Source organism: Zobellia laminariae, from assembly GCF_030553095.1.
Classification (GTDB): Bacteria; Bacteroidota; Bacteroidia; order Flavobacteriales; family Flavobacteriaceae; genus Zobellia; species Zobellia laminariae.
The window spans coordinates 4830345-4853267 of the sequence record NZ_CP130738.1 but is presented as its reverse complement, the minus strand read 5'-3'; the positions used below and the strand labels follow the sequence as shown (position 1 = coordinate 4853267).

The following is a 22923-nucleotide window of genomic DNA, read 5'->3' as shown; positions in this document are numbered from 1 at the left end:
CAGATTTATAGGTCAGTCATCGAAAAATCATGAATATTTGAGCTCGTTCGTTAGATATAATGAATTTTAAGGCTATTTTCCTGCTAAATGTTTAACAAGAATCTTACTGTTTATTTTATTGCGAGATATAAGATTATGTTAGAGAAGCTGAAATAAGTTTTCTTAGCCTATGGTATTTAAAGGGTGGAAAGCTATCTGATATTATGTACGCTAAAACGAAAAAATAAAGACAACTATAAAATAATTTTCTATATTGACAGCGCTATGAAAAAACTAATACTGTCTATTATCTTTGGCCTTTTTCTTTTGGCCCCTTTGGTAACGTTTGCCCATCAACCAAAACAAAGTTTAATTTACCTAAGAATTTATGAAAAGACCGGAATAGAGGGTCGTTTTGAGGTTAACGCTAACGAACTTAATAGTGTTTTTGGTTTGGATTTAGGCTTGCATCCATATAGATAAGGTTAGGCCATACCAAGATAGAATTCAGGCTTATTTATTGGATAATGCTAAATTTTCTTCTGAACTAGGAGCTTACCGTATTGTTTTTACAGGTGAAATGTCAAAACTTAATCTTTCTTACGGAGATTTTATCAATTTTCATTTTAGACTAGAAAACTCCGAGAACCTGCCGGATAGCCTTACGCTGGATTATGACGCTTTTTTTGATGAAGACCCCTCGCACATGTGTCTTGTGGCCATGGAATATAACTGGAAGGCGGGCTTAATAAATAATGAGCATATTGTTGCATTATATCTCTCTGAAGGAGAGCGGGAAGGTTCTTTTTCTATAAAGGAAACCTCACTATGGAAAGGCTTCCTACTATGGTAAAGCAAGGAATTTGGCATATCTGGATAGGAATTGACCATATTTTATTTCTATTAGCTTTAATCCTGCCCTCAGTAGTACGAAGACGTAAGAAAGATGGTGTTACGGGAGAACCTATTAATAATGGCGAGTCCGGAATTTGGGGCTGGGTGCCGGTAAAGAATTTTAGACCAGCATTTATATATATTCTTAAGATAGTCACCTTTTTTACAATTGCACATACTATTACATTAAGTCTGGCATCGTTGGAAATTATTACACTGCCATCTAGAGTGGTAGAATCTATAATCGCCTTTTCAGTAGGCCTTGCCGCTTACCATAATATTAGACCAATATTTAGAGGAGAGGATTGGGTTATAGCTTTTGTTTTTGGTCTTTTCCATGGTTTTGGTTTTGCTAGTGTATTGGGAGATTTGGGATTTAAGGGTGAATACTTATCGTTATCACTGGTAGGTTTTAATGTTGGAGTAGAAATAGGTCAAATTGCAATTATTGCCGTGATTTTTCCAGTTTTGTACTTCATAAGAAATAACAAATTTTATTCAAAATTAATGGTGTGGCTTTCTGTTCTTCTAATAATTGTATCTGCATATTGGCTTATAGAACGAGCCTTTGATGTTGATTTGCCATTAGATGAAATAATCAATAGAAACATATTATACCCTATGGCAGAATTTGTTGGATTGAAGTAGATAATTCATAGAATCTAGCATTTGGAAAAGAGCACAGATAAAAATTCGTTATTAAACCGATGGAAAAATCGGGAAGCAAAGGATTCTGCTTTATCACAGATATCTAAGGCTCCCGCGGATACTCAAATTCCATTATCAAGCGGCCAACAGCGTATATGGTTTTTACAACAGTTGTACACAGAGAATCCTTTCTATAATTATTCTGAAGCGCTGACTTTTGATGGAAATTTGAATGTAGAGAAGCTAAAGAAAAGTCTCAACCATTTATTCTTAACTAACGAAGTTTTAAGGTCTTATTATCCTGCTATTAATGGTAGTCCAGTTTCAAAAGTTGATGATACTATACCAAACCTTGTTGAGTTTGATCTTAGTCCTTTAACTGAGATTGATGCGAAAGAAGAGGCTGACACTATAATGCGTAAGCAGTCTTCCAGAGTGTTCGATTTATCTGAACCAGGTCTGGTCCGGGTTTCTTTATTAAAATACCCGGCACATAGATTTGTGTTGTTTTTTACATTGCATCATATTGTAATTGATGAATGGTCTATTGATGTATTGAAACAACAGTTGGCGGATTCTTACCTAAAACTGACAGCGGGCAGTTCTTTGGAGACTAAACCTGAAACCATTCAATTTTCGGATTATGCCTATTGGGAACGTACTACACCTATTGATAATAAACAATTGGATTATTGGAAGAATACCCTATCAGGAAACCTACCTATATTAAATCTTCAAACGGACAGTGCTAGACCTGCAAGGCCTTCTTTTAAAGGTAAGCAGCAGACTCTGAGGTTAGATAAAAAACTGTCATCCGATATTTTGGGTAAATCAAAACAGTTGGGGACTACACCATTTGTTTTCTTGCTTACCGTGTATTATATTTTACTATATAGATACACAGGCCAGTCAGATATTCTTGTAGGGACCCCTATTTCTAATAGGAGCGTGAAATCACTGGAAAAAGTACTGGGTTTTTTTATCAATACAATCGTACTGAGAAGTACGGTGCTTAGCACTAATAGTTTTTCGGATTTAATTGAAGTCGTCAAAAAGAATACACTTTCTGCTTTTTCAAATAAGGAAGTACCTTTTGATGTTTTAGTGAAGGAATTAAAAGTAGAAAGGTCCCTAGCCGTGAGTCCCTTTTTTCAGGTGATGTTTCTGTACCATTCGGCAACTGATACACCTTCTTTTGGTTCTGATTTACGACTGATAGATGAAGCTGAATTTGATACGGAAGTTTCTAAGTTCGATTTAACCCTGTCCATCTCAGATTCTAACGGACTGCTCTCTCTCGCTTTTGAGTATGACACAGATTTATTTGAAGCGGCAACTATTTCTCGTTTTCTATCGCATTATAAAATGTTATTGCAAGGAATAATTGTTGATCCAAATGAGGACATTGGTAATCTGCCAATGATGTCTTTGGAAGAGGAAAGGATGTTGCTTCCGGAGCCGAAAGAAAAGGGAAATTATTTTAAATCATATAAAGCAATTCACCACATTATAGCTGATGTAACACATCAGTTTCCTCAAAATAAAGCATTGACCTTTAGTGAGGTATCAATTACTTATCAAGAGCTTAATAAGCAGGCAGATGCAATTGCACATGCCATTATTCAAAGAACAAAGAAGCATAATGAGGTGGTTATGCTTTGTATGGAAAGGTCTACAGAAATGATAGTTGCCATGTTAGCTATTCTTAAGGCCGGATGCGCATATCTACCAATGGATCCTAAATATCCAATGGAAAGGCTAAATTTCATTTTAGAAGATGCGGATTGTAATATTGTGGTAACCCATAGTAGTTTAGCAAGTGTTTTTGATTCAACAAACAAGAACATTATTTTGGTTGATAAAATCGAAACTAATAAAATAACGGACGAAGTCTTGCCGGAAGTTAGTGAAGATGATTTGGCATACATCATATACACTTCCGGAAGTACGGGAAAACCTAAGGGAGTACCTATAACTCATAAGAATATAATCAATTCAACTGCAGGAAGATTGGACTTCTATCCTGTAAATCCTAGCGCGTTCTTATTAATGTCCTCTATTTCGTTTGATAGTTCCAAAGCAGGTATCTATTGGACGCTTTGCACTGGAGGGAATCTTATCCTTACTGAAAATAGAATAGAACAAGATATTACTAAAATAGAAGACTTGGTGCAACGTCATAAGGTTAGTCATACTCTTATGCTTCCAACTTTGTATAAAGTAATTCTTGAGCATGGTAGTTTAACTACATTGGAAAGTTTTAAAACAGTGATTGTAGCGGGTGAAGCATGTTCGCGAGCCCTTTGTAATCTTCATTTTGAAAGCCTACCACATACAGGCCTGTATAATGAATACGGTCCTACGGAGGCTACGGTTTGGTGCATAGCTCATAAGGTTGAGAAAACCGAAGATTCTGATACGGTATCAATAGGTAGGGCGGTTGCCAATGCAGAGGTATACCTTTTAAATGAATCAAAAAAATTAGTTCCTTATGGAGCTGTGGGGGAAATTTATATTGGTGGACCAGGTGTGTCAAAATGGTTATATTAATAGAACAGAGCTTACGGACAAGGTGTTTTTAGACAATCCATTAAAAGTAGGATTAAACGAAAAAATTTATAAAACGGGTGACCTAGGTAGGTATAGAAATGATGGTACAATTGAATTTCTAGGTAGAGTTGATCATCAAGTTAAGGTGCATGGTTTCAGAATTGAGTTAGAGGAAGTAGAAAAAACAATATCCGAATATGACTCGGTAAGTGCTGCAGTGGCTATGGTGGAAGACAACAAGCGTTTAGTTGCCTATGTTACCGCAGATGAAGAAGTTGAGACAGATGCTCTTAAAAGCACTCTAAAAGCCAAATTGCCCGGATATATGGTGCCAACTAGGATTGTTCAGGTAGACGAGTTTCCCGTTCTACCCAATGGTAAAGTAGATAAGGTATGTTTAGCTCAAATAAAACCATCTGCAGAAGAAAATGAAAATACTAAGATTGAGCTTCCTTCATCGGAACTAGAAAAGAAAATAGCAGCTATTTGGAAAGAAGTTCTTGATTTGCCGTCTGTAGGTGTTCATGAGAATTTTTTCGATATTGGCGGGGATTCCATTTTGAGTATACAAGTGATTTCGAAAGCGAAGACGGAAAACTTAGTAGTATCTCCTAATCAATTATTTGAGCATCAGACCATTTCAGAGCTAACTCGTTACCTAGAAGCTCAAAATAAACATAATACTAAAGCTTTTGATAAGACGGAATTTAAGCACCTTGTGCCTATTCGTTCAAGCGGTACGAAACCACCTTTGTTTTGTTTACATTCTGGAGGTACACATTTCTTTTATTATAATCAGTTTGCTAATCATCTAAATACTGACCGTCCAGTTTATGCACTTCAAGCTTCCGGTCATAAAGATGAACTTGTTTTGCATAAAAGTGTTCGTGAAATGGCAATCGATTTTATAACGGAGATTAAGAAAGTGCAGCCTCAAGGTCCGTATCATTTTATTGCGTATTGTTATAATACGGCAATAGGTATGGAGGTTACAAGATTATTGGAAGAAACCAATGACAGTGCTAATCTCATCATTGCAGATACTATGGCGGATTATCTTAGTCTGTTTGCGCCGTCTCGAACCAACGTTAGAACATCTGCACTGTTAAAACGGTTAAAGGCCGACCCTATAAAAACGGTTCACCGATTTGTAAGATCAAAATTCATATTACCACTTAAAGAAAAATACAAAACGCTAACAAGTAGCGGTAGTGAAAAACTTATTCGCACCCTACATAACAATCATATTAAGCTCTACCGAGAATATGATTGGAAACCGATAGCGAATGATATTCGGGTTTTATTGACCGAAAAATCAGCTACCGATTTTAATACTAAAGTCATAGCTTCATGGAGGAAAATGACAAATAAAGAAGTTGTAATTGTTTCCGTAGAAGGAACTCATGATAAACTTTTTGAAGATGCCACAATAGTCAAAAAAACAGCAAGTATTGTAGATGCTTGTATGAAAGAGTTTGAATCTACTAGAAAAACAGGTTAAATTGGAAACTATGAAATTACCTGAGAGTGAAGCGCACATATGGTATTTCAATTCAAACGATTTTGATGAACTTGACCGGTATTTACAACTACTATCTCAAGATGAACTTGAAAGAGTAAACAGGTTTAAGTTTGAAAAAGACAGAAAGACTTATATTTTAGCGAGAGGCTTGCTCAGGATTTTATCTGAGCGCTATTTAAATATTGATGCTAGTGAGTTGTGCTTTGTGTATAATGAATTTGGAAAACCAAGCTACGATTTGCAGACTTTGGTTCGGTTTAATGTTTCTCATTCCGGTGAACTTATTGTTTTGGCATTTGTTACTAAAGGTGAAGTAGGAGTAGACGTTGAGCACATAAAAACCAATTTTGATATTGCTAAAATAGCCGAAGGCTTTTTCTCCAAAGATGAGGTTTCTTCTTTATTAGCTTTTTCAGAAGCGAAAAGAGCAAAAGCCTTTTTTAATTGTTGGACACGAAAAGAGGCCTTTATAAAAGCAAAAGGAGTTGGACTGTCTTTTGATTTAACCTCTTTTTCAGTTTCTATCAATGAGAACAGCCCTGAACTTTTAAGAACGCAATGGAATCCCAATGAAAAGAATGACTGGAAATTATTCTCCTTTGTTCCTCAAGAGGGATATTGCTCAGCTTTATCGGTATCGTCAGCCATACAGAAAGTAACTCACTTTGGTTTGGCAGATTTAGATTGATATTTGTCTTCTAGCTTCATTTTTATTAGCTGATAAACAATAAATCGTTTATTATTTTAAGTTATTTAATCCATAATAAATTTCACGCCAGCCGTTATGATTGACGAGCTAAAACTAGTGTCGCGGTCATATTGATAGAACTTTAAATCTATACTCTTTAACCCATATTTAGAGATATGCATCTTTGTAAAAATATCGGTATATGAGATACCAAACCCGTACTGATTGGCTGAATATTTAGATAAATCATAATCTGAAGTGTAATATTCTTCCGTTGATAAATGCGATTCATAAGGAGCGAAATAATCAGCGGCAGATTGGTTGTAAAACCGGTAGGACGTGTACAAGGTGAACTTGTCACTCAACTTTACAGAAGCCTCAAGGCTTGCTGTATGGGAGTTTATGCCCCAATCATCAAAATAATAACGGTAGTACGTTCTAAGCGTCACAATTTCATTAAGATACCAGTTTAAGCGACCGCCAATAGCAAATTTTAATCTTCCATCAGGTAGTTGTTCTATATCATCAGCCAGCTGAAAACTATCTATAAAAGAATCGGCAACATCAGAGAAATAAACGCGTTGAAAAGGTGTTGAAAGCAGCCCCTGTTGGTTTATAACATCAAAAGAAATTAAACCTTGAACATTTTTATGTAATATTTGAGAGAGTCCTAGCCCTAGGGAATAAGAGTTTCGGTTTGTTTTATCTAGTTCAGAAAAGCTAGGGTTGTAGTTTGTGTTTCCTGTAATTTCATCAGGTCTAAAGAAACCGACTCCACCTTCTCCAAATGGTCGAAGTTCAAAAGGATAAAGGGTGGTCCAATTGTCTAAATAAACATTACCGTTAACGCTGATTTCTGTATTTTTTTCATTGAAGAGTTTTGTGTAGCTACCTCCAAAACCGAGAGAAAAATAATCATATTCTGAAGACACAGAGAACTTCGCTGACCATAGGTCATTTCTATCATCGGAACTGTGACTGTAAGTTCCAGTTAAATTTACCCAAGTATCCGATTGTGATGCACCGGAGCTTGCAACAAATGGGTCCGCTTCGCCTTTGTCAAAAGGGTCTACATTACTTGAAGAAGCAGAGGTATAAGCAGAAACGCCTGCATCTATCGTAAGTACATCATCATCGTTCAAAGGAATAGAAACGATAATAGTTCCCGTAACATCCGTCAATTCTTCCGTACCTTTTCCGCCTGTAACAGCAGCGTTATCACCATCCTGTGAGTAATAACTTGTCAAGAAATCTACTTCTGTAGTTTCAAGAACACGTTTTTTGTAGGTCTGCTCTTCATCCTGTGACCAGGCTTGCTGCACGCCTAGTATTAAGATAATGAGAAGTGTATTTTTTATTGAAATCATAATTCCTCTATGTGTTATCACTTAACTTAATTGCAGCCGCAGCCGCCTCCTGTTTTCCCTCCATTGGCACCAACTGCTGCCTCTCGATATGAATGAGCGATGGTAACATTACGGTCGCACTTCTTGTCGGACAAAGCCATATCAGGGTCACTGAGGTTTACCTTGTCATACTCTTTGACCACAACGCAACTATTCATGGCGCAGGTCAATCCTATTAACACTAAAAACTTTTTAATCATAGTTTTTCTATTTCTATATTCTTGGATGTGAATATGTTTCCTTTATCATCAATAATGATACATTCAATATGTGGCATTTGGTTAACTCTGTTTAAGCCAACCTCTTTGCCCATTACAAAAACGGAAGTTGCCAAAGCATCTGCCAATTCTGCTTTAGGAGCAAAAACGGTAACACTAATAATACCTGTTGATGGCAACCCGGTTCTTGGGTCAATAATATGTGCGTATCGTTTACCATTTAAGTTCACGAATTTTTCGTAATCACCAGAAGTCACTACAGCTCCTTGCAGAATAGGCAACAAAGCAAAAACCTTGTTTTTGTCCATGGGGTTGGTAATGGCAACTTTCCATGGTTCTCCATTAGGTTGCTTGCCCCAGTGTTCATGTCTCCAGAAGCGTTTATAATCCCTGCTGTCACTCCTTTTTCCATTAAAAGGACTTTGGCCTTATCTGCGGCATATCCTTTTCCTATACCTCCAAAACCTATTTTCATTCCTTTTTTCTTTAGAAAAACGGTGCTGTTTTTTGGGTTTAGGATTATATTTTGAAAACCAACCTTGGCTACAGAAGCTTGTATGGCGGTGTCGCTTGGCATTTGGGTCATGCTACCGTCAAACACCCATATATTGTCCATTGAAGCGTAACTAATATCAAAAGCACCATCTGTAAGTTTGGAGAGACCTATGGCTCTCTTTATTAAGCTGTAAAGCTCAGGAGAAACCTTAACCGGGTTTTGACCGGCATTTATATTAATTGCAGAGGTTTGTGTTGCTGGATTCCAAGAAGAAATTAAATTTTCTATTCTAGAAATTTCGGCAACAGCCAAATCTATATTTTCATTTCCTTCAGTGGAGTCTTTTGCTACTACGGTAACATCAAACCGGCTCCCCATTAGTTTTAAAGTCCTGGAGAAGGTGTTTTGTGCACCTGCGGTTATCGCAAAGAAAATAAGTACTATAGATAGATGCTTTTTCAAAATCTGTAGTTTATAAATAATAGCTTTAAAAATTAAAAAGAGCAAATTGTTAAGAAACATTGCATCCTTAGTACGAGGCTTATGAAATAGCTTACGAAATAAGCTAATTCATCTCACTACCAAAATCACGATTAGTTGCAGAGGCAATATATTTTTGCACAAATTTGCGCAATGTAAATGTGTTGTATTGATGATTTATTCCTTATTATTGTATGTTTTAGTGTATTATTGCCACTAATAAATGAATTTTTACGAATTAAGCGCAAATTTTGCGCAATGCGCATTTCTTATTAAAAATTAAGTTGTAACTCTTATTTTAAGAAAGGAAATTGTCTAATTTGTTTAGTTTCAGTTATATGATATAAAGATACAGTTTATCACTAAAAAAAAACAAGATTTACCTCAAGAAGGTTACTAGTAGTATAACATCAATAAACAGGAAAAAGAACACCTATGAAACATCAAAAATGGAAGTCTATTTTTAAAAATCACTTCTTACTCGCTCTGTCGTTAAGTTTTTTTCAAGCACAGGCAAATCAGCCTAAGGTAAACAATGTGGCTAATGGTCAGGTTGTTGTGGAAGCCGAAGATTTTTATAAGCAAACTAATTCGGATAAACGTAAGTGGTATGTTATAGATGCGGCATATGGGGCTAAGTTGAAGAGCACGGACCAAAATTTACATTTTAAGGCAGCTAATGGTGAAAGATATATTGAGATTTTACCAGATACACGTACGAATCACGACGATAAGTTGATCGCTGGAGAAAATTTTTCCAATGAAGCAGGAAAAATGGGAATTTTACATTATAAAGTAAATTTCTCTGAGGCTGGAAAATTTTATGTTTGGGTTCGTGCATACAGCACAGGCACAGAAGATAATGGTGTTCATGTAGGTGTGGATGGTACTTGGCCTGAAAGTGGGCAGCGTATGCAATGGTGCGACGGTAAGGATTCTTGGACGTGGGGAAATAGCCAACGTACCGAAGAAAGACATTGTGGTATTCCAGGGTTTATTTACATAGATATTGATAAAGCTGGTGAGCATGATATTCAATTTAGTATGCGTGAGGATGGTTTTGAAATGGACCAATTTATATTTACTAAGGATACTAATTATCATCCTGAGCATACAAATGAATCTGCTACCGATGGTAGTCAAGATTTATTAGCTATGGTTAAAGAAGTAAGACCAAGCGCTAAAATTTACCCAGCACAAACATTTAAGAACACAGAGAGTGCTTTTTATAATGATAAAAAATGGTTGGCTATAAACCCAGAAGAGCATGAGGAGGCAGAAGCTTCCCTTTCTTTTGACGGGGCAGAAGGCGAATATGACGTGGTGTTATTTACTGTTGGTGAAAACGATGGTCGTTCTGTATACACGTTAAAAAAGAATGCTGAAACCTTTAAGGATTTTAGAACTCCATTAAGCAGTAACATGTTTGAGGAAGGCTTAGAGTATGTAAAAGTATACGCTAATATTAAGCTGAATGCAAATGATGAAATAGGTGTAAAGGCAGTTCCAAAGAGCAGGGACGGTAAAGAGTTTAGCCGCGCCCGATGGAGTGGTTTGGTAGTTGTTGAAGCGGGAACAGGTAAAAAATTATTAGAAGAGCTACAGCAAAAAATGGCGGCTCTAACTAATATGCAAATTACGGGTGAACTAAAAAAATGGCATAAAGTAACGCTAACTTTTGATGGTCCAAATACTTCTGAAGAAGCAGATTACAATCCGTTTATGAACTATCGCTTTAATGTGACATTTTCGCATAAACAAAGCGGAAAATCATTTGTAGTGCTTATTATTATGCCGCAGATGGTGATGCCGGACAGTCATCTTCAGAGCAAGGAAATAAGTGGCGTGTGCATTTTGCTCCAGATGAAATAGGAGAGTGGACTTATGATGTTGACTTTAGAAAAGGAAATTATTCGGCAGTAAGCACAAAACCTGATACAGGTTTAAGCGGTTCCTATATGGATGGTGCCCGTGGTACTTTCAATATTGAAAAAACAGATAAGACCGGAAATGATTTTAGAGCTAAAGGTCGGCTACAGTATGTAGGCGAACGTTATTTGAAATTTGCCGAAACAGGCGAGTATTTCTTAAAGCAAGGTCCTGATGCACCAGAAAATTTTCTGTCGTACGTAGACCTAGACGGTACTTTTAAGGATGATGGACATAAAGATGAAATGGTAAAAACCTTATCTGCGCACTTACAAGATTATAAGCAAAATGACCCTACTTGGAAAAACGGTAAGGGTAAGGCCATTATTGGTGCTTTAAATTATTTAGCTTCAAAAGGGCTGAACTCGGTTTCATTTTTGACCAATAATATTGCAGGTGATGATCAGAATGTATTTCCGTATACGGATTATGACACCTATGATAGAATAGATGTTTCAAAAATGGACCAATGGGAAATTATATTTGAACATGCTCAGGAACTGGGTCTTTTCCTTCATTTTAAAATGTTTGAAGTAGAGAATCAAGGGCTTTTGGATAACGGAGGAGTAGGAGCATATACCAAATTATACTACCGTGAACTAATGGCTCGTTTTGGGCATCATTTAGCCCTGAACTGGAATCTTTGCGAAGAAAATGGGGAATGGGTAACGAATCCAACTACACCTCCACAAGAAGAGGAGCAGCGTTTGGCAATGACAACGTACTTTAAAAAGAATGACCCGTATCACCATCATTTGGTTATCCACAATGGTGTTGAGTTTGAGGATTTGTTAGGACCTGAAAGCGGACTTACAGGACCATCTGTTCAGACAAATAAAGAGGATTTTAGTCGCGTGCATGGACAAGTATTGCGTTGGTTGAATGCTTCTAAAGAAGCTGGTTTTCAATGGGCCGTTGCAGTTGATGAGCCGGGTGATGCACAGCATTCGTTAATTACTGATGAAGAAAATCCTGATCATGATAATGCACGTAGAAATGCCTTATGGGGTACTTTCATGGCAGGTGGATGGGGTAATGAATGGTATTTTGGATATGCACATCCACATTCAGACCTAACTTGTGAAGATTACCGCTCAAGGGATTTGTTCTGGGATCAAGCGGTACACGCTATGGATTTCTTTAAAAAGAATGATGTTCCGTTTTGGGAAACTGAAAACAGAAATGACCTTGTTGGTAATATGGAGAATAAAAATACCGTGTACTGTTTGGCAAATGAAAACGAAGTATATGTAGTGTATCTTAATTCAGTTCCAACATCGAAATTAGATTTATCTAATGCTACCGGAGATTTTGAAGTATTATGGTTTAATCCTAAAAAAGGAGGAGACCTAAGAAAATCTAAAGTCAAAAAAGTATCTGGTGGGGCAGTTGTAGATTTAGGAAAATCTCCAGATAAAAAGCAACAAGACTGGGCTATTTTAATTAGAAGAGCAAAATAACCATTAAACGAAGAATGCGGAGGATTGCATTCCTCTTTACAACTTACGTGATAGGAATAATTATACTATCACGTTCTTGTATAGAGCCCAATGAGTTAGGAGCTATTTCAGCATAGACTTAAATTTTTGTTGGAGATAAATTGAGTTTTAAGTATAATAAAGTTCAAAGATGAAACGGTATACTATTCGTACCGGATAACATCTTTGAACTTTTTTTGTTGATACCAAGGGTCATTAGTTCTTTTAAGCTCTTTTCCTAATATGCTTAAAAGGTTTGCGGCCACTTCTGGTCGTTCTTCTAAACTAAGTTTTTTAAGCTGATACGGGTCTTCTTGGTTATCGTAGATATAGACTTCTTGTAAATCTTTAGTTTTATCGTTGCTTTGCTTTTTCTGGTCCACACAAAGCGTATACCTATTGGTCAATACGCCACGGGAATTGGCTAGCATCAATAAGATACCTTCCGGTTTCTGGACTACTTTTTTATCAATTTTTGTCAAAAGTGGAGAGAAATCAATTCCTTCAATAGCTTCCGGTACCTTTTTACTCAACCCTGCCAAGCCCATTACGGTTGGCAATACATCTGGGCCACCAAAGAGGACATCGTTTATAGTACCGCCCTGCAGGCCTTCTGGCCAATGCACAATAAAGGGGATTGCCAATGACTCGGTTTCAAATACATTTTTACCTTCTTTACCGTGGCTACCTAGCATCTCGCCATGATCAGAACTAAAAAGTATAATGGTATTATCAAGTTCTCCTATTTCTTCTAAGGTCTCCAATACTTGGCCAATATAATTATCTACACTGGTAAGGTTAGCAAAGTAATGACGCACGTAGCTGGCAACTTTTAGGTCTGCATTATCACGTACGGCCAATAGGCTGTCTTGTGGATATTTCTCTTTGTTATAGTATTCGGCTAGAGTTTCCATATCCGTATTCTCATCATCCCAAGGATTGTGAGGGGGATTGAGTGACCACATTAAAAAGAAAGGCTTTTTGGAATCACGTAGGTTATCTCTATTTTGAAGATAGTTTTTAATTTTTTCGGCTTCAATTTTTGGTGTGAAAGCCTTGGGTTCGTGCAATTCACCATCCTTCTTGCCGTCAATAGCATTTGGGTCATTACTATAGACCAATGGGTCATAGTGCGTATCCCTGATAGATTGATAAAAATATTCTATACTATGTCTGGATTTTACTGGCGGCACGTATGTATCATATCTATTGATGTAGTTTCCGCATAGGTTCTTCGGTAGAACCTATGTACGTTCCTTTTTCATCAAATAAGGGTTCGTTTTTCAACCAATGACATTTGCCGAAATAGGAAGTATTATAACCAGCGTCATAGAACAGGTCGGTTATTGCTTCAATGTCATCACGTAAACTTTCGTCCCGATCCTTTCTACAGTTGTTCCAAATTCCGTTCTGTTCTGGATACCTTCCTGATAAAATCATGCCTCGTGCGGGACTACAAAGCGGAAAGTTACTGACCGCTTGCGTAAAAACCACGCCATTTTCTGCCAATTTATCAATATTAGGCGTAACTACTGGATCAGGCTTCCCTATGACATGAGCTCTATATTTTTCTTTGGACCAGAACCCTGCGCTGTAACGCCTTAGTTGGTCTGGATAAATAATTAGAACATTTGGGGCTTTAGCTTCCGCTAAAACAACCTCGGGCTTTTTTTCTTCTTTACACCCTAATGTCAATAAGACAAGGGCTAGTAGCAATATTTGTTTCATGAAGGGTATTCTTTATTCCTTGGGTAGACTGCTTTTTAGGTCTTGTATCCACTTGGGTAATTTGCCCAATCTCAACTCTAATTGAGCTTCAAATAATGATTCTGGTTGAACAGGTTTGTTTAAACTTTCTACCAATTGCACTTCATCTGGTTTGAAAGTGGTACCAGCACCATGAAACCCAACAACTATTGGGGGTACGACCCGCCAATATTCCATGTGCTTGGCAACGAAAGGAAAATTGGTTTCGGCCTCATCAGTTTCATTATAATTCCAAAGAACAAGATACCTGCCATGGTTGGGAAGGTTTTTAACTGCTCCACCGGCCCTTCCACTAAAAAATCCACCTTTAATATTATCAAAAAGTGTAGACCTTGGCTGTGAGGCATGCGATTCAAAACTACTGTGAGCAGGATGTTTTGAACGCCAGACCACTGTGCCGGTAGTGCTTCCGCCACCCACACCAGATGCATGCTGCATACCGGCTTTATCATTAATATAGGCGAGAAGTACTCCTGTAGAACCTCCGCCTACACTAACGGCACTATGTCCAATCTTACCATCAATGACGAGGTTTAGAGCAGTTGTAGCTGCACAATGTGAAAAGTAAATAGCTCTGTTAACATTGGTAAATGTGCAGTTTTTCACCCAAGAATCAACTAATCCGGTCAGGTTTAATATGCTCCATCCGCCATCATCCTGTGCGGAGCGGTGGTGTACAAAATCTTTTTTCCAATTCCCTTCAAAGGTCAAATTCTCAAAACCTACTTCTGATAAATGCGGGAAAGTATATAGTTTCCAATCCTGCTGTTCAGAAATATTATAATGAATGGGGTCTACAAAAGTTATTTTGTTCCCCGATACGGACGCAACTTTGTGCCGTTCATTAACCTGTACACCGTCTTCAATTATCGACGTCCATTTGGGGTTTAAGGGTAGGGGGTGAATATCCTGTTCTACAAATTTGGGGTCGTTATCTTTTACTTGAACAATGACCCAATCCCCTTTTTTGATTTTAGAAGCATCCGCCACCTGTATGGTGTGGGTTTCTCTTCTGGCAGAACCCGTTATATCTGTTATGAACGTACTTTCTTCCGGTGTTCTAGTTTGTATGGCGTATGGTGATGTCCATAAGTTTTTAGGTACTGTGGGAGGCATATCTTGTTCAAAAAATAATGTCGCTTTTTCAGATACATCTTTTGGGCCTCTTAAAATAATGTTGGAAGAAGTTATTTTAATAGTATTCAAATCATCGGTTTTAGAGTTGATAAGGTACTTTCCGGCAGGAAAATAGATAATTCCACTACCGTTTGCCTCTCCGGCCTCAATCGTTTTAATAATAGCTTTCTTGTCCGATATACCATCATCTGGTATCGCTCCAAAATCTTGAACATTAAAAACCTTGTGATCCGCCTCGGGAATCCCCGTTTCACTAAACCTATAGCCCGCATAGGAAAAGTTAGGGAGTATAGGTTCAGTGTTGTTCTGGGCGGCATTTTTGTAATTCAACCATACGTTACTTTCTTGTGCAGCACAGTTTATTGCCAGTGAACAAGTAAAAAGGAGAAACAAGGTTATGGAGAAACTACCTCTATTTTTCATATTGTTCTTTATATCTAAGCAAAGCTTCCAAGTAGTAGTAATCTGCGTAATTGAGCGGTACATCTATTTCTGCGTTATGCGGAATGCTTCCTACGCTATGTTTCAGGATGAAATTATGATTAGTTCCTATTTCAGCAGTAAACTCATCTGTAGCTAGGGAAGTTAAAATCCGCTCAACATCAGCCTTGTAAGCATCATTGGTGTAGGTGTTTAACTCCAGCAAGGCCGAAGCCGTAACACATGCTGCAGATACATCGTAAGGTTCGTTGGGAATATTTTCAGCATCATAATCCCAATAAGGGATACCATTTTTTTGATTCTTTTGGTTGATAATGTAGCTGGCTATTTTTTTGGCCATATCTAAATACGCTGGGTCTTTAGTATAGCGGTAACAGAGGGCGTAGCCATATAGACCCCAAGCCTGACCTCTAGTCCAAGCGCTTTCATGGGCCGTGCCTTGAGCGGTATGCCTGAAGCGTACGTCACCCGTTTCATGGTCGTAATCTACTACGTGGTAGGAACTGTTATCTGCTCTAAAATGATTCTTTAGAGTGGTGTTTGCATGTGCAATAGCTATCTCTTTGTATTTAGGGTCTCCAGTAAATTCTGAAACTTTAAAAAGTAGCTCAAGATTCATCATATTATCAATGATTACAGGGTACTTCCAGCCTCTTTCTGCCTGCCATCCGCGGTCAACATCCCAACTTTGGATACAACCTACTGTAGGATTGAATCTTGTGGAAAGAGATTTTGCAGCTTCAATCATTACAGCTTTAAAATCTTCATTGCCCGTTAGCTCGTAACCGTGTCCAAAGGAGTTGTTAAAGACAAAGCCTAAATCATGGTTGGTCTTTCTAAATTTATGCTCTTCAAATAAAGCCTTGGGATTTCTCTGCTCTTGTTTTCCAAATTTCGTTATTTGTAGCTTGGTAAAGAAACCATTGACTACCGGGAAAGAAACCTTCCGTCCAGTCAAAATTTTGGTGAGCCCAATGCATTTCCCCGTCTGCAGTAACCGTTCTGGGTATTTTATTTTGGCTCTCTGCAATTGCTGTTTGTAGGGCTAGTTGTTTCTCTGCATCCGCCAAAACTGCATCTACATTAATAGCATTTGTTTTTGTAACTTCTGTTTTGGTAACAGTGTTGGTTTTGGTGGCACAACTATTCAAAAGAACAATCACGACAGTGATAGATAGGTAGTTTTTTATATTCATTTGTTCATGTTATAAGCTTTTCTTTATGACCTTCTTTAAGGGTTTTTAAAAGCTAGATTTGATTAAAGCTAAACTACCGCCGATATTGTTTTTGAAAGGGGTATAAATGGGTTAATAATGGGGGATTTTAAGATTTTCATATGCTCTCAGAGTTCAAAGCGGTCTGTTTTTTATAGGCTGAGGGTGTTTTTCCGTACGCTTTTTTGAAACAAGACCTAAAATATTTAATATCATTAAAACCTACTTCATAAGCTACATCGTTAATATTCAGTTCGGTTTCTCGTAGAAGCTGACCAGCCCTTTTTAAGCGTACGCCTCTAATAAATTCAGAAATGGTATTCCCTGTTAGTGCTTTAAGTTTCCGGTATAAAACCGATTGGCTCATATTGATATTCTCACTAAGGAAGGTTGCGTTGAGCTCGGTACTAGAGATGTTTTTCTCAACAATATCCATAGCATTTTTTAGAAAGACTTCGTCGGTAGATACTAGCTCTAGTTCGCTTGGTTCTAATGCCAAATCCGTTCTAAATTTCTTGGCAAGTTTTTTTCGGGTAGCTAAAAGGTTTTGCGCCTGTAGTTTTAATAAATCGGCTTCAAAAGGTTTGGTAACGTAAGCATCGGCACCTGTCTCAAAACCTATTTTTTGAATTTTGGAAGAGGTTCTAGCTGTGAGAAGAATGACGGGAATGTGACTTGTAAGTACATCAGACTTTAAGGCTTCGCACATTTCAATACCATCCATTTCCGGCATCATTACATCACTAACAATTAAATCTATGCTTTTGTTCTTTGCTAGATGAATTCCTGAAACTCCATTATTTGCTTCAAGTACATTGAATTCATCATTGAAAATACCTTTTACAAAAGCTCTCACTTCAACATTGTCCTCTACGATTAATATAGTCTGTTTGTGGTCATCAAAATGGACTTCGGCTTCGTTATCTATTTCATCTTTTACCCAATTAGATTTTAAGATGGATGGGTCATAGTAGTCTAATGGGTCTGTTTCATTGGTATGCTCCTCATAACTGAGGTCTTCTGGTTGTATATGTTCTTTTCCTAATGGTAGGCTAATGATGAAACAAGAACCATGGCCCAGCTCACTTTCTACTTTTATTTGACCTTGGTGAAGTACAACAATGTCTTTGGCCAACGCAAGACCAACACCAGTTCCAGAACGCAAATCGTTCTTCTGGCCTAGTTGAAAATAGCGGTCAAAAACAAATTCGATATCTTTTTTTTGGATGCCTCTTCCGGAGTCTTTTATTTTGATGTTTACTTCATTATTGTCTGTTGTGATTTCAATACTGATTTTCCCGTTGGGAGGGGTGAATTTGAACGCGTTACTTAGAATATTCAAAACCACCTTTTTCATTTCAATACGGTCAAACCAAACTTCCAATGGAGGCTCTGGAGCCGCTAATTCAAATTGAATAGCCTTGTCTTTGGCCAAGTCGTTAAAAGAGGCCTTAGTTTCTTCAATAAAAGGAATTACATCATTCTTAGAAAAGGTCAATTTCAATTTTCCATTTTCGGCCTTTCTGAAATCTAATAATTGATTTATAAGTTGCAGCAATATGCGTGCATTCCGCTGCATACCAGTTAATTGTCTTTGCATTTGCTCATCTCCTTTTTTTTCTTGAATAAGGCGCTGCAACGGAGCGGTAATAAGGGTTAACGGAGTTCTGAAATCATGAGATATATTCGTAAAAAGCTGTAGTTTTAATTGATTTAACTCCTGAATCTGTGTTTTTTCTTGGCGTTCTTTTCTTAAATCATGGCGTTCTTTAATTCGAATAAGAGTATACCTTCTTATAAATAAAAAAGCACCCACTAATAAAATTGCATAGATTAGATATGCCCACCACGTAAGCCAATAAGGCGGTTTTATTTGGATTTCTAAAGAGGCAATTTTTCCATTCCAGACTCCATCACTGTTAGAAGCTTTTACAAGAAAAGTGTAGCTGCCAGAATCTAGATTGGTATATGTGGCTTTTGTTTGGTTGCCAACAAATTGCCATTTAGAATCAAATCCTTTTAGCATATACGCATACTGGTTATTTTTTGGTCTAGAATAGTCCAGTGCTACGTAATCAATACTTATATCGTTTTCATTGTATGCCAACTTAAATTTAGAAGAATTGTGGCCTACTTTTTTTTGGATGGTGTTGGCTATTTTCAGATTCTCAATTAACACAGGTGGAATGAAAGAATCTTGTTCTATTTTTTTAGGGTCGAAAACGGTAAAACCATTAACTCCCCCAAAAACCAGCTCTCCTTTTTTGGTCTTTAAGTAGGCTCCATAATTAAATTCATTGTTAACTAAACCGTCTGATTGTGAGTAGTTTTTTATTTCCTTCGTTGAAGTATTCAACCTGCTCAACCCTTTGTTTGAACTAAGCCAGATATAACCTTGGTCATCGGGAAGAATGCCGTAAACGACTTCATCTGGGAGTCCATTGTTTATTCCGTACCTGACCGATTTTTTAGATTCTAGGTTGTAGGAATAGAGTCCGTCTCCTTCGGTGCCTATCCATAACTGGGTGCTAGATTGTGGGTAAATACTAATTACTTTCTGAATATCGTAAGGAGTGTTGGTACCTTGCTTAAATTTTATGGGTTCTATTACTTTGGTGTCTATAGCAATTGAACCAAGTCCGTTTTCACCACCAACAAGGAGGACTTTTTCTTTCGGACTTTGTATAATTACACTAATGAAAGTGCCCAATATATTATTAGGGTCAGCAATTCTAAAACTTTTCCCCGTTTTGGTATCATAATAGTTTAACCCACGATTATCTGTTCCTACCCAAAGGTTATTAGCCGTGTCTTCTATTAAAGAAGTGGCCCTATTGGTAGAAAAGTTGGAGAACGTATGTGTTTTGTCCACCCAATCTTTAAATGAAGGGCCTTGTTTTTCTAGCAAAGCATATGAAAGCCCTTTGTTGTGTGTGGCAATCCATAAATTATTATTATTATCTTTTACAATCGCTTTTATATTATTGCTGGATATGGAGTTTTTATCACCTTCATCATGAACAAAATGTTTAAAAGTATTCTTAGCTGTATTGAAATAATTGAGTCCGCCACCCTCAGTGCCGACCCATAAGTTTTTTTCTTTAGTTTCTACAATAGAACTTACAACCGGATAATTTAAACCATTGGAACCTATTTGGTAGTTTTTAAAAACATTGGATTTTCGGTTTAAGTAGTTAACTCCACCGGCCCATGTGCCAATCCAAAGATCTCCTCTAGAATCTTCTGTTATTTTGTAAATGGATTTTTGGCTAACACTTTCTGGGTCTTCCGGATTGTTATTATAATGAATTAGCTCATTTGTTGCTTTGTTCAAGAGATATAGGCCATTGTAGGATCCAATCCAGAGATTTTGTTCATCGTCTTCATAAATAGTACGGACTGGACTTTCAATTAGTTTTGCGTTTTTATCATCCTTAACATCTATAAATTCCAGATTTTCTTTATCAAGTTTCGCAAGTCCACCGTCATGACCTAACCAAATGCTTCCGGACTTATCTTGGAAAAGTACGGTATGATAGTTCTTTGTGCTTTCGGGTGATTGGTCTTTTGGATAACCGTATGTTTGAATTTTATTTTCTTGCTTGTTATATAAATGGATTGTTTTTGAGGTAGCTATCCACAAGGCATTTTCTAAATTTAGAAGTGATAGTGCTCTATTGGATTCTAGCTTGATGGGCTCATGTAACTCGTTGAAATTTTTAACTTCTTTAGAATCGGAATTTACGTGCATTAAACCAATATCAGCAGCTACCCATATTCCTTCGTTTCCGTCAGAAATAATATCATATATTTCTCCATTAAAAGGCCTGTTTTCTTGATTAGATATTTGTACACGGTCAAAACTATCGGTTTGGGGATTATAAGTGTTTAAACCATTTTTGGTGCCCACCCAGATGGTACCGCTATCATCCTTAAATATCACTTTGATCCAGCTATTGCTTAGGCTATTTTCATTTGTGGCATCGTAATAATAATTTTTGAATTCGTGTCCATCAAACCTATTGAGTCCGTAACGTGTACCAAACCACAAGTACCCTCGGGTATCTTGTGCGATGGCCACAACCGAACGTTGGGATAGTCCCTCTTCGGTAGCATAATTTTTGAAATTCAATTCATTGGCCGTCTTGTAAGGTATTTGTGCTTGAAGGTTTTCAAGAAAGCTAAGGAGAACAATAAGAACTAAATTAAACTTCATTCTATATATGGTGTTATAAAAGGTAAAAGTTAGTGATTCTTTTCAGAAATTTCTAAGCTATAATTTCCAGTGATGCCCTCCAGCCCCATGAATAGGCAGTATTGAATGATTAGCCCCCGTTTTTTGGACTATATGCCCCGTACGGTTGGACTGTTAAAAAGTACTTTTATCCTTCAGAAAATAGAGTTGAAACGAAAACATAAACGAAACTGTTTTTAGATATGGAATTAAATTACGAAACACGTTATGCTTCTAGCCCCGAAGCAGTAAAGGAGTATGATACTACACAATTAAGAGATGAGTTCTTAATTGAAAACTTAATGGAAATAGGAAAGGTAAAGATGACCTATTCCCATTATGACAGATATATTACGGGAGCTGCCGTTCCTAAAACTTCATTAAAGCTTGAAGCAATAGACCCATTAAAATCTGGCTACTTCTTAGAACGAAGAGAAATAGGGATAATAAATGTAGGAGCTACCGGAAGCATAGAAGTAGATGGAACCTCCTATAAAATAGAGCATAAAGATGCATTATATATTGGGTCAGGTGCTAAGGAAGTTATTTTTAAGAGCGACAATGCAAATGAGCCTGCTCTGTTCTATTTCAATTCTGCTCCGGCACACGCTTCGTATCCTACAAAAAAAGTGAGTAGGGCAGAGGCCAATAAATTAGAGTTGGGTAGTTTGGAAACGGCCAATCACAGGACCGTAAACCAAATGATAATTGGAGGTATCGTTACTACCTGCCAGCTTCAAATGGGAATGACAGAATTAAAAACGGGAAGCGTTTGGAATACCATGCCAGCTCACGTTCATGATCGTCGTATGGAAGTTTATTTTTATACAGATGTGCCTGAAAATCAATCCGTATGTCATTTTATGGGACAACCTCAAGAAACCCGTCATATTTGGATGCAGAACCACCAAGCGGTAATCTCTCCACCATGGTCAATTCACTGTGGCTCGGGAACTTCTAACTATACTTTTATTTGGGGTATGGCAGGTGAGAACCTTGATTATAATGATATGGATGTAGCAAAAATTACAGAACTAAGATAGATATGAGCATTTCGTTATTTGATTTAAAAGGAAAAGTAGCTTTGGTTACAGGAAGTACGCACGGTTTGGGTATGGCTATGGCCAAAGGTTTGGGTAATGCAGGAGCTACACTAATTGTGAATGGAAACTCATCACAAGGAAAGATAGATGAAGCACTTAAAATATATAAAAAAGAAGGTATTACTGTCTACGGGTATAAGTTTGACGTGACGGACGAGCAGGCCGTAATAGAAGCGATTCAAAAAATACAGAAGGAAGTAGGAGAGATTGATATTCTTGTGAACAACGCGGGTATTATTAAAAGAACACCACTTGAGGACATGGAAGTGTCTGATTTTAAACAGGTGATAGATGTTGATTTGGTGAGTCCGTTTATTGTATCAAAACATGTAGTCAAAAGTATGATAGCACGTAAAGAGGGCAAGATTATTAATATCTGTTCCATGATGAGCGAACTGGGTAGAAATACCGTAGGGGCTTATGCGGCGGCAAAAGGAGGACTTAAAATGTTAACTCAGAATATGGCTACGGAGTGGGCCAAACATAATATTCAAGTAAACGGAATTGGACCAGGATATTTTGCGACGTCACAGACAGAGCCTATACGTGTTGAAGGTCACCCTTTCAATGAGTTTATAATTAATAGAACACCTTCTGCTAAATGGGGAGATCCAAACGAGCTTCAAGGTGCAGCCATTTTTTTAAGCTCCGAAGCTAGCAATTTTGTAAACGGACATATTCTTTATGTAGACGGTGGTATTTTGGCCACAATAGGAAAACCATCCAACGAAAAATAGAT

The 22923-nt window shown here is 37.4% G+C and carries 17 protein-coding genes and 2 pseudogenes; 10 read left to right on the top strand and 9 right to left on the bottom strand.

The window, feature by feature from the left end; translation table 11 throughout:
* Nucleotides 1–264: 264 nt before the first annotated feature.
* Genes Q5W13_RS23380 through Q5W13_RS23355 form a run of 6 tightly spaced genes read left to right on the top strand, consistent with a single transcriptional unit; the run spans nucleotide 265 to nucleotide 6281 of the window.
* On the top strand, nucleotides 265–462 hold the full coding sequence (locus tag Q5W13_RS23380) for a hypothetical protein (protein WP_304444747.1): 198 nt from the start codon (nucleotides 265–267) through the stop codon (nucleotides 460–462).
* A gap of 37 nt (nucleotides 463–499) precedes the next feature.
* Complete coding sequence (locus Q5W13_RS23375; RefSeq protein WP_304444746.1) at nucleotides 500–832, top strand: hypothetical protein; 333 nt, start codon at nucleotides 500–502, stop codon at nucleotides 830–832.
* On the top strand, nucleotides 826–1521 hold the full coding sequence (locus tag Q5W13_RS23370) for a HupE/UreJ family protein (RefSeq protein WP_304444745.1): 696 nt from the start codon (nucleotides 826–828) through the stop codon (nucleotides 1519–1521). Before Q5W13_RS23375 ends, Q5W13_RS23370 begins: the two co-directional genes overlap by 7 nt.
* A 21-nt stretch (nucleotides 1522–1542) precedes the next feature.
* A complete protein-coding gene (locus tag Q5W13_RS23365) occupies nucleotides 1543–4071 on the top strand; it encodes a non-ribosomal peptide synthetase (protein WP_304444744.1) in 2529 nt (842 codons plus the stop codon).
* Nucleotides 4013–5572, top strand: coding sequence for a thioesterase domain-containing protein (locus Q5W13_RS23360; protein WP_304444743.1), 1560 nt, complete (start codon nucleotides 4013–4015; stop codon nucleotides 5570–5572). Before Q5W13_RS23365 ends, Q5W13_RS23360 begins: the two co-directional genes overlap by 59 nt.
* Before the next feature lie 10 nt (nucleotides 5573–5582).
* Nucleotides 5583–6281: a 4'-phosphopantetheinyl transferase family protein gene (locus tag Q5W13_RS23355; RefSeq protein WP_304444742.1), complete on the top strand. Its 699-nt coding sequence runs from the start codon at nucleotides 5583–5585 to the stop codon at nucleotides 6279–6281.
* A 65-nt stretch (nucleotides 6282–6346) separates the two neighbouring features.
* Here the strand turns inward: Q5W13_RS23355 and Q5W13_RS23350 are convergent, their stop codons facing one another.
* The 3 genes and pseudogenes from Q5W13_RS23350 to Q5W13_RS23340 all read right to left on the bottom strand — a co-directional run bounded on the left by Q5W13_RS23350 (nucleotide 6347) and on the right by Q5W13_RS23340 (nucleotide 8863).
* The gene (locus tag Q5W13_RS23350) at nucleotides 6347–7648 is read right to left on the bottom strand and encodes a DUF3570 domain-containing protein (protein ID WP_304444741.1); all 1302 of its coding nucleotides are present in this window, start codon (nucleotides 7646–7648) and stop codon (nucleotides 6347–6349) included.
* Between the two features lie 26 nt (nucleotides 7649–7674).
* A complete protein-coding gene (locus Q5W13_RS23345; protein WP_155596817.1) occupies nucleotides 7675–7887 on the bottom strand; it encodes a DUF4266 domain-containing protein in 213 nt (70 codons plus the stop codon).
* Nucleotides 7884–8863: pseudogene (locus Q5W13_RS23340) on the bottom strand (FAD:protein FMN transferase). The gene Q5W13_RS23345 and the pseudogene Q5W13_RS23340 overlap by 4 nt, the downstream one beginning before the upstream one ends.
* A gap of 453 nt (nucleotides 8864–9316) precedes the next feature.
* Between Q5W13_RS23340 and Q5W13_RS23335 the strand changes: the two are divergent.
* Nucleotides 9317–10692: pseudogene (locus Q5W13_RS23335) on the top strand (DUF5060 domain-containing protein); the annotation flags it as partial.
* A 36-nt stretch (nucleotides 10693–10728) separates the two neighbouring features.
* Nucleotides 10729–12270, top strand: coding sequence for a putative collagen-binding domain-containing protein (locus tag Q5W13_RS23330; protein ID WP_368662586.1), 1542 nt, complete (start codon nucleotides 10729–10731; stop codon nucleotides 12268–12270).
* A gap of 182 nt (nucleotides 12271–12452) precedes the next feature.
* On the opposite strand, the gene Q5W13_RS23325 is transcribed toward Q5W13_RS23330, so the two are convergent.
* The 6 genes from Q5W13_RS23325 to Q5W13_RS23300 form a co-directional block, all read right to left on the bottom strand.
* Nucleotides 12453–13481, bottom strand: coding sequence for a sulfatase-like hydrolase/transferase (locus tag Q5W13_RS23325; protein WP_304444739.1), 1029 nt, complete (start codon nucleotides 13479–13481; stop codon nucleotides 12453–12455).
* A 13-nt stretch (nucleotides 13482–13494) separates the two neighbouring features.
* On the bottom strand, nucleotides 13495–14016 hold the full coding sequence (locus tag Q5W13_RS23320; RefSeq protein WP_304444738.1) for a sulfatase-like hydrolase/transferase: 522 nt from the start codon (nucleotides 14014–14016) through the stop codon (nucleotides 13495–13497).
* A 12-nt stretch (nucleotides 14017–14028) separates the two neighbouring features.
* On the bottom strand, nucleotides 14029–15615 hold the full coding sequence (locus Q5W13_RS23315) for a DUF4955 domain-containing protein (protein ID WP_304444737.1): 1587 nt from the start codon (nucleotides 15613–15615) through the stop codon (nucleotides 14029–14031).
* Nucleotides 15605–16591, bottom strand: a complete 987-nt coding sequence (locus Q5W13_RS23310) for a glycoside hydrolase family 88 protein (RefSeq protein ID WP_304444736.1) — start codon at nucleotides 16589–16591, stop codon at nucleotides 15605–15607. The genes Q5W13_RS23315 and Q5W13_RS23310 overlap by 11 nt, the downstream gene beginning before the upstream one ends.
* On the bottom strand, nucleotides 16485–16829 hold the full coding sequence (locus Q5W13_RS23305) for a hypothetical protein (protein WP_304444735.1): 345 nt from the start codon (nucleotides 16827–16829) through the stop codon (nucleotides 16485–16487). The genes Q5W13_RS23310 and Q5W13_RS23305 overlap by 107 nt, the downstream gene beginning before the upstream one ends.
* A gap of 136 nt (nucleotides 16830–16965) precedes the next feature.
* The gene (locus Q5W13_RS23300) at nucleotides 16966–21063 is read right to left on the bottom strand and encodes a hybrid sensor histidine kinase/response regulator transcription factor (RefSeq protein ID WP_304444734.1); all 4098 of its coding nucleotides are present in this window, start codon (nucleotides 21061–21063) and stop codon (nucleotides 16966–16968) included.
* Between the two features lie 221 nt (nucleotides 21064–21284).
* Between Q5W13_RS23300 and kduI the strand changes: the two genes are divergently transcribed.
* Nucleotides 21285–22124, top strand: a complete 840-nt coding sequence (gene kduI, locus Q5W13_RS23295; RefSeq protein ID WP_304444733.1) for a 5-dehydro-4-deoxy-D-glucuronate isomerase — start codon at nucleotides 21285–21287, stop codon at nucleotides 22122–22124.
* A gap of 2 nt (nucleotides 22125–22126) precedes the next feature.
* Nucleotides 22127–22921 carry a gluconate 5-dehydrogenase gene (locus Q5W13_RS23290; RefSeq protein WP_304444732.1) on the top strand — a complete coding sequence of 265 codons (795 nt, stop codon included), beginning with the start codon at nucleotides 22127–22129 and terminating at the stop codon, nucleotides 22919–22921.
* Nucleotides 22922–22923: the final 2 nt, after the last annotated feature.

Coding starts and splice junctions, on each gene's coding strand:
- Q5W13_RS23380 (WP_304444747.1), top strand. CDS start 265: ATGAAAAAACTAATACTGTCTATTATCTTTGGCCTTTTTCTTTTGGCC.
- Q5W13_RS23360 (WP_304444743.1), top strand. CDS start 4,013: ATGGAGCTGTGGGGGAAATTTATATTGGTGGACCAGGTGTGTCAAAAT.
- Q5W13_RS23355 (WP_304444742.1), top strand. CDS start 5,583: ATGAAATTACCTGAGAGTGAAGCGCACATATGGTATTTCAATTCAAAC.
- Q5W13_RS23350 (WP_304444741.1), bottom strand. CDS start 7,648: ATGATTTCAATAAAAAATACACTTCTCATTATCTTAATACTAGGCGTG.
- kduI (WP_304444733.1), top strand. CDS start 21,285: ATGGAATTAAATTACGAAACACGTTATGCTTCTAGCCCCGAAGCAGTA.
- Q5W13_RS23320 (WP_304444738.1), bottom strand. CDS start 14,016: ATGAAACAAATATTGCTACTAGCCCTTGTCTTATTGACATTAGGGTGT.
- Q5W13_RS23370 (WP_304444745.1), top strand. CDS start 826: ATGGTAAAGCAAGGAATTTGGCATATCTGGATAGGAATTGACCATATT.
- Q5W13_RS23305 (WP_304444735.1), bottom strand. CDS start 16,829: ATGAATATAAAAAACTACCTATCTATCACTGTCGTGATTGTTCTTTTG.
- Q5W13_RS23315 (WP_304444737.1), bottom strand. CDS start 15,615: ATGAAAAATAGAGGTAGTTTCTCCATAACCTTGTTTCTCCTTTTTACT.
- Q5W13_RS23345 (WP_155596817.1), bottom strand. CDS start 7,887: ATGATTAAAAAGTTTTTAGTGTTAATAGGATTGACCTGCGCCATGAAT.
- Q5W13_RS23290 (WP_304444732.1), top strand. CDS start 22,127: ATGAGCATTTCGTTATTTGATTTAAAAGGAAAAGTAGCTTTGGTTACA.
- Q5W13_RS23300 (WP_304444734.1), bottom strand. CDS start 21,063: ATGAAGTTTAATTTAGTTCTTATTGTTCTCCTTAGCTTTCTTGAAAAC.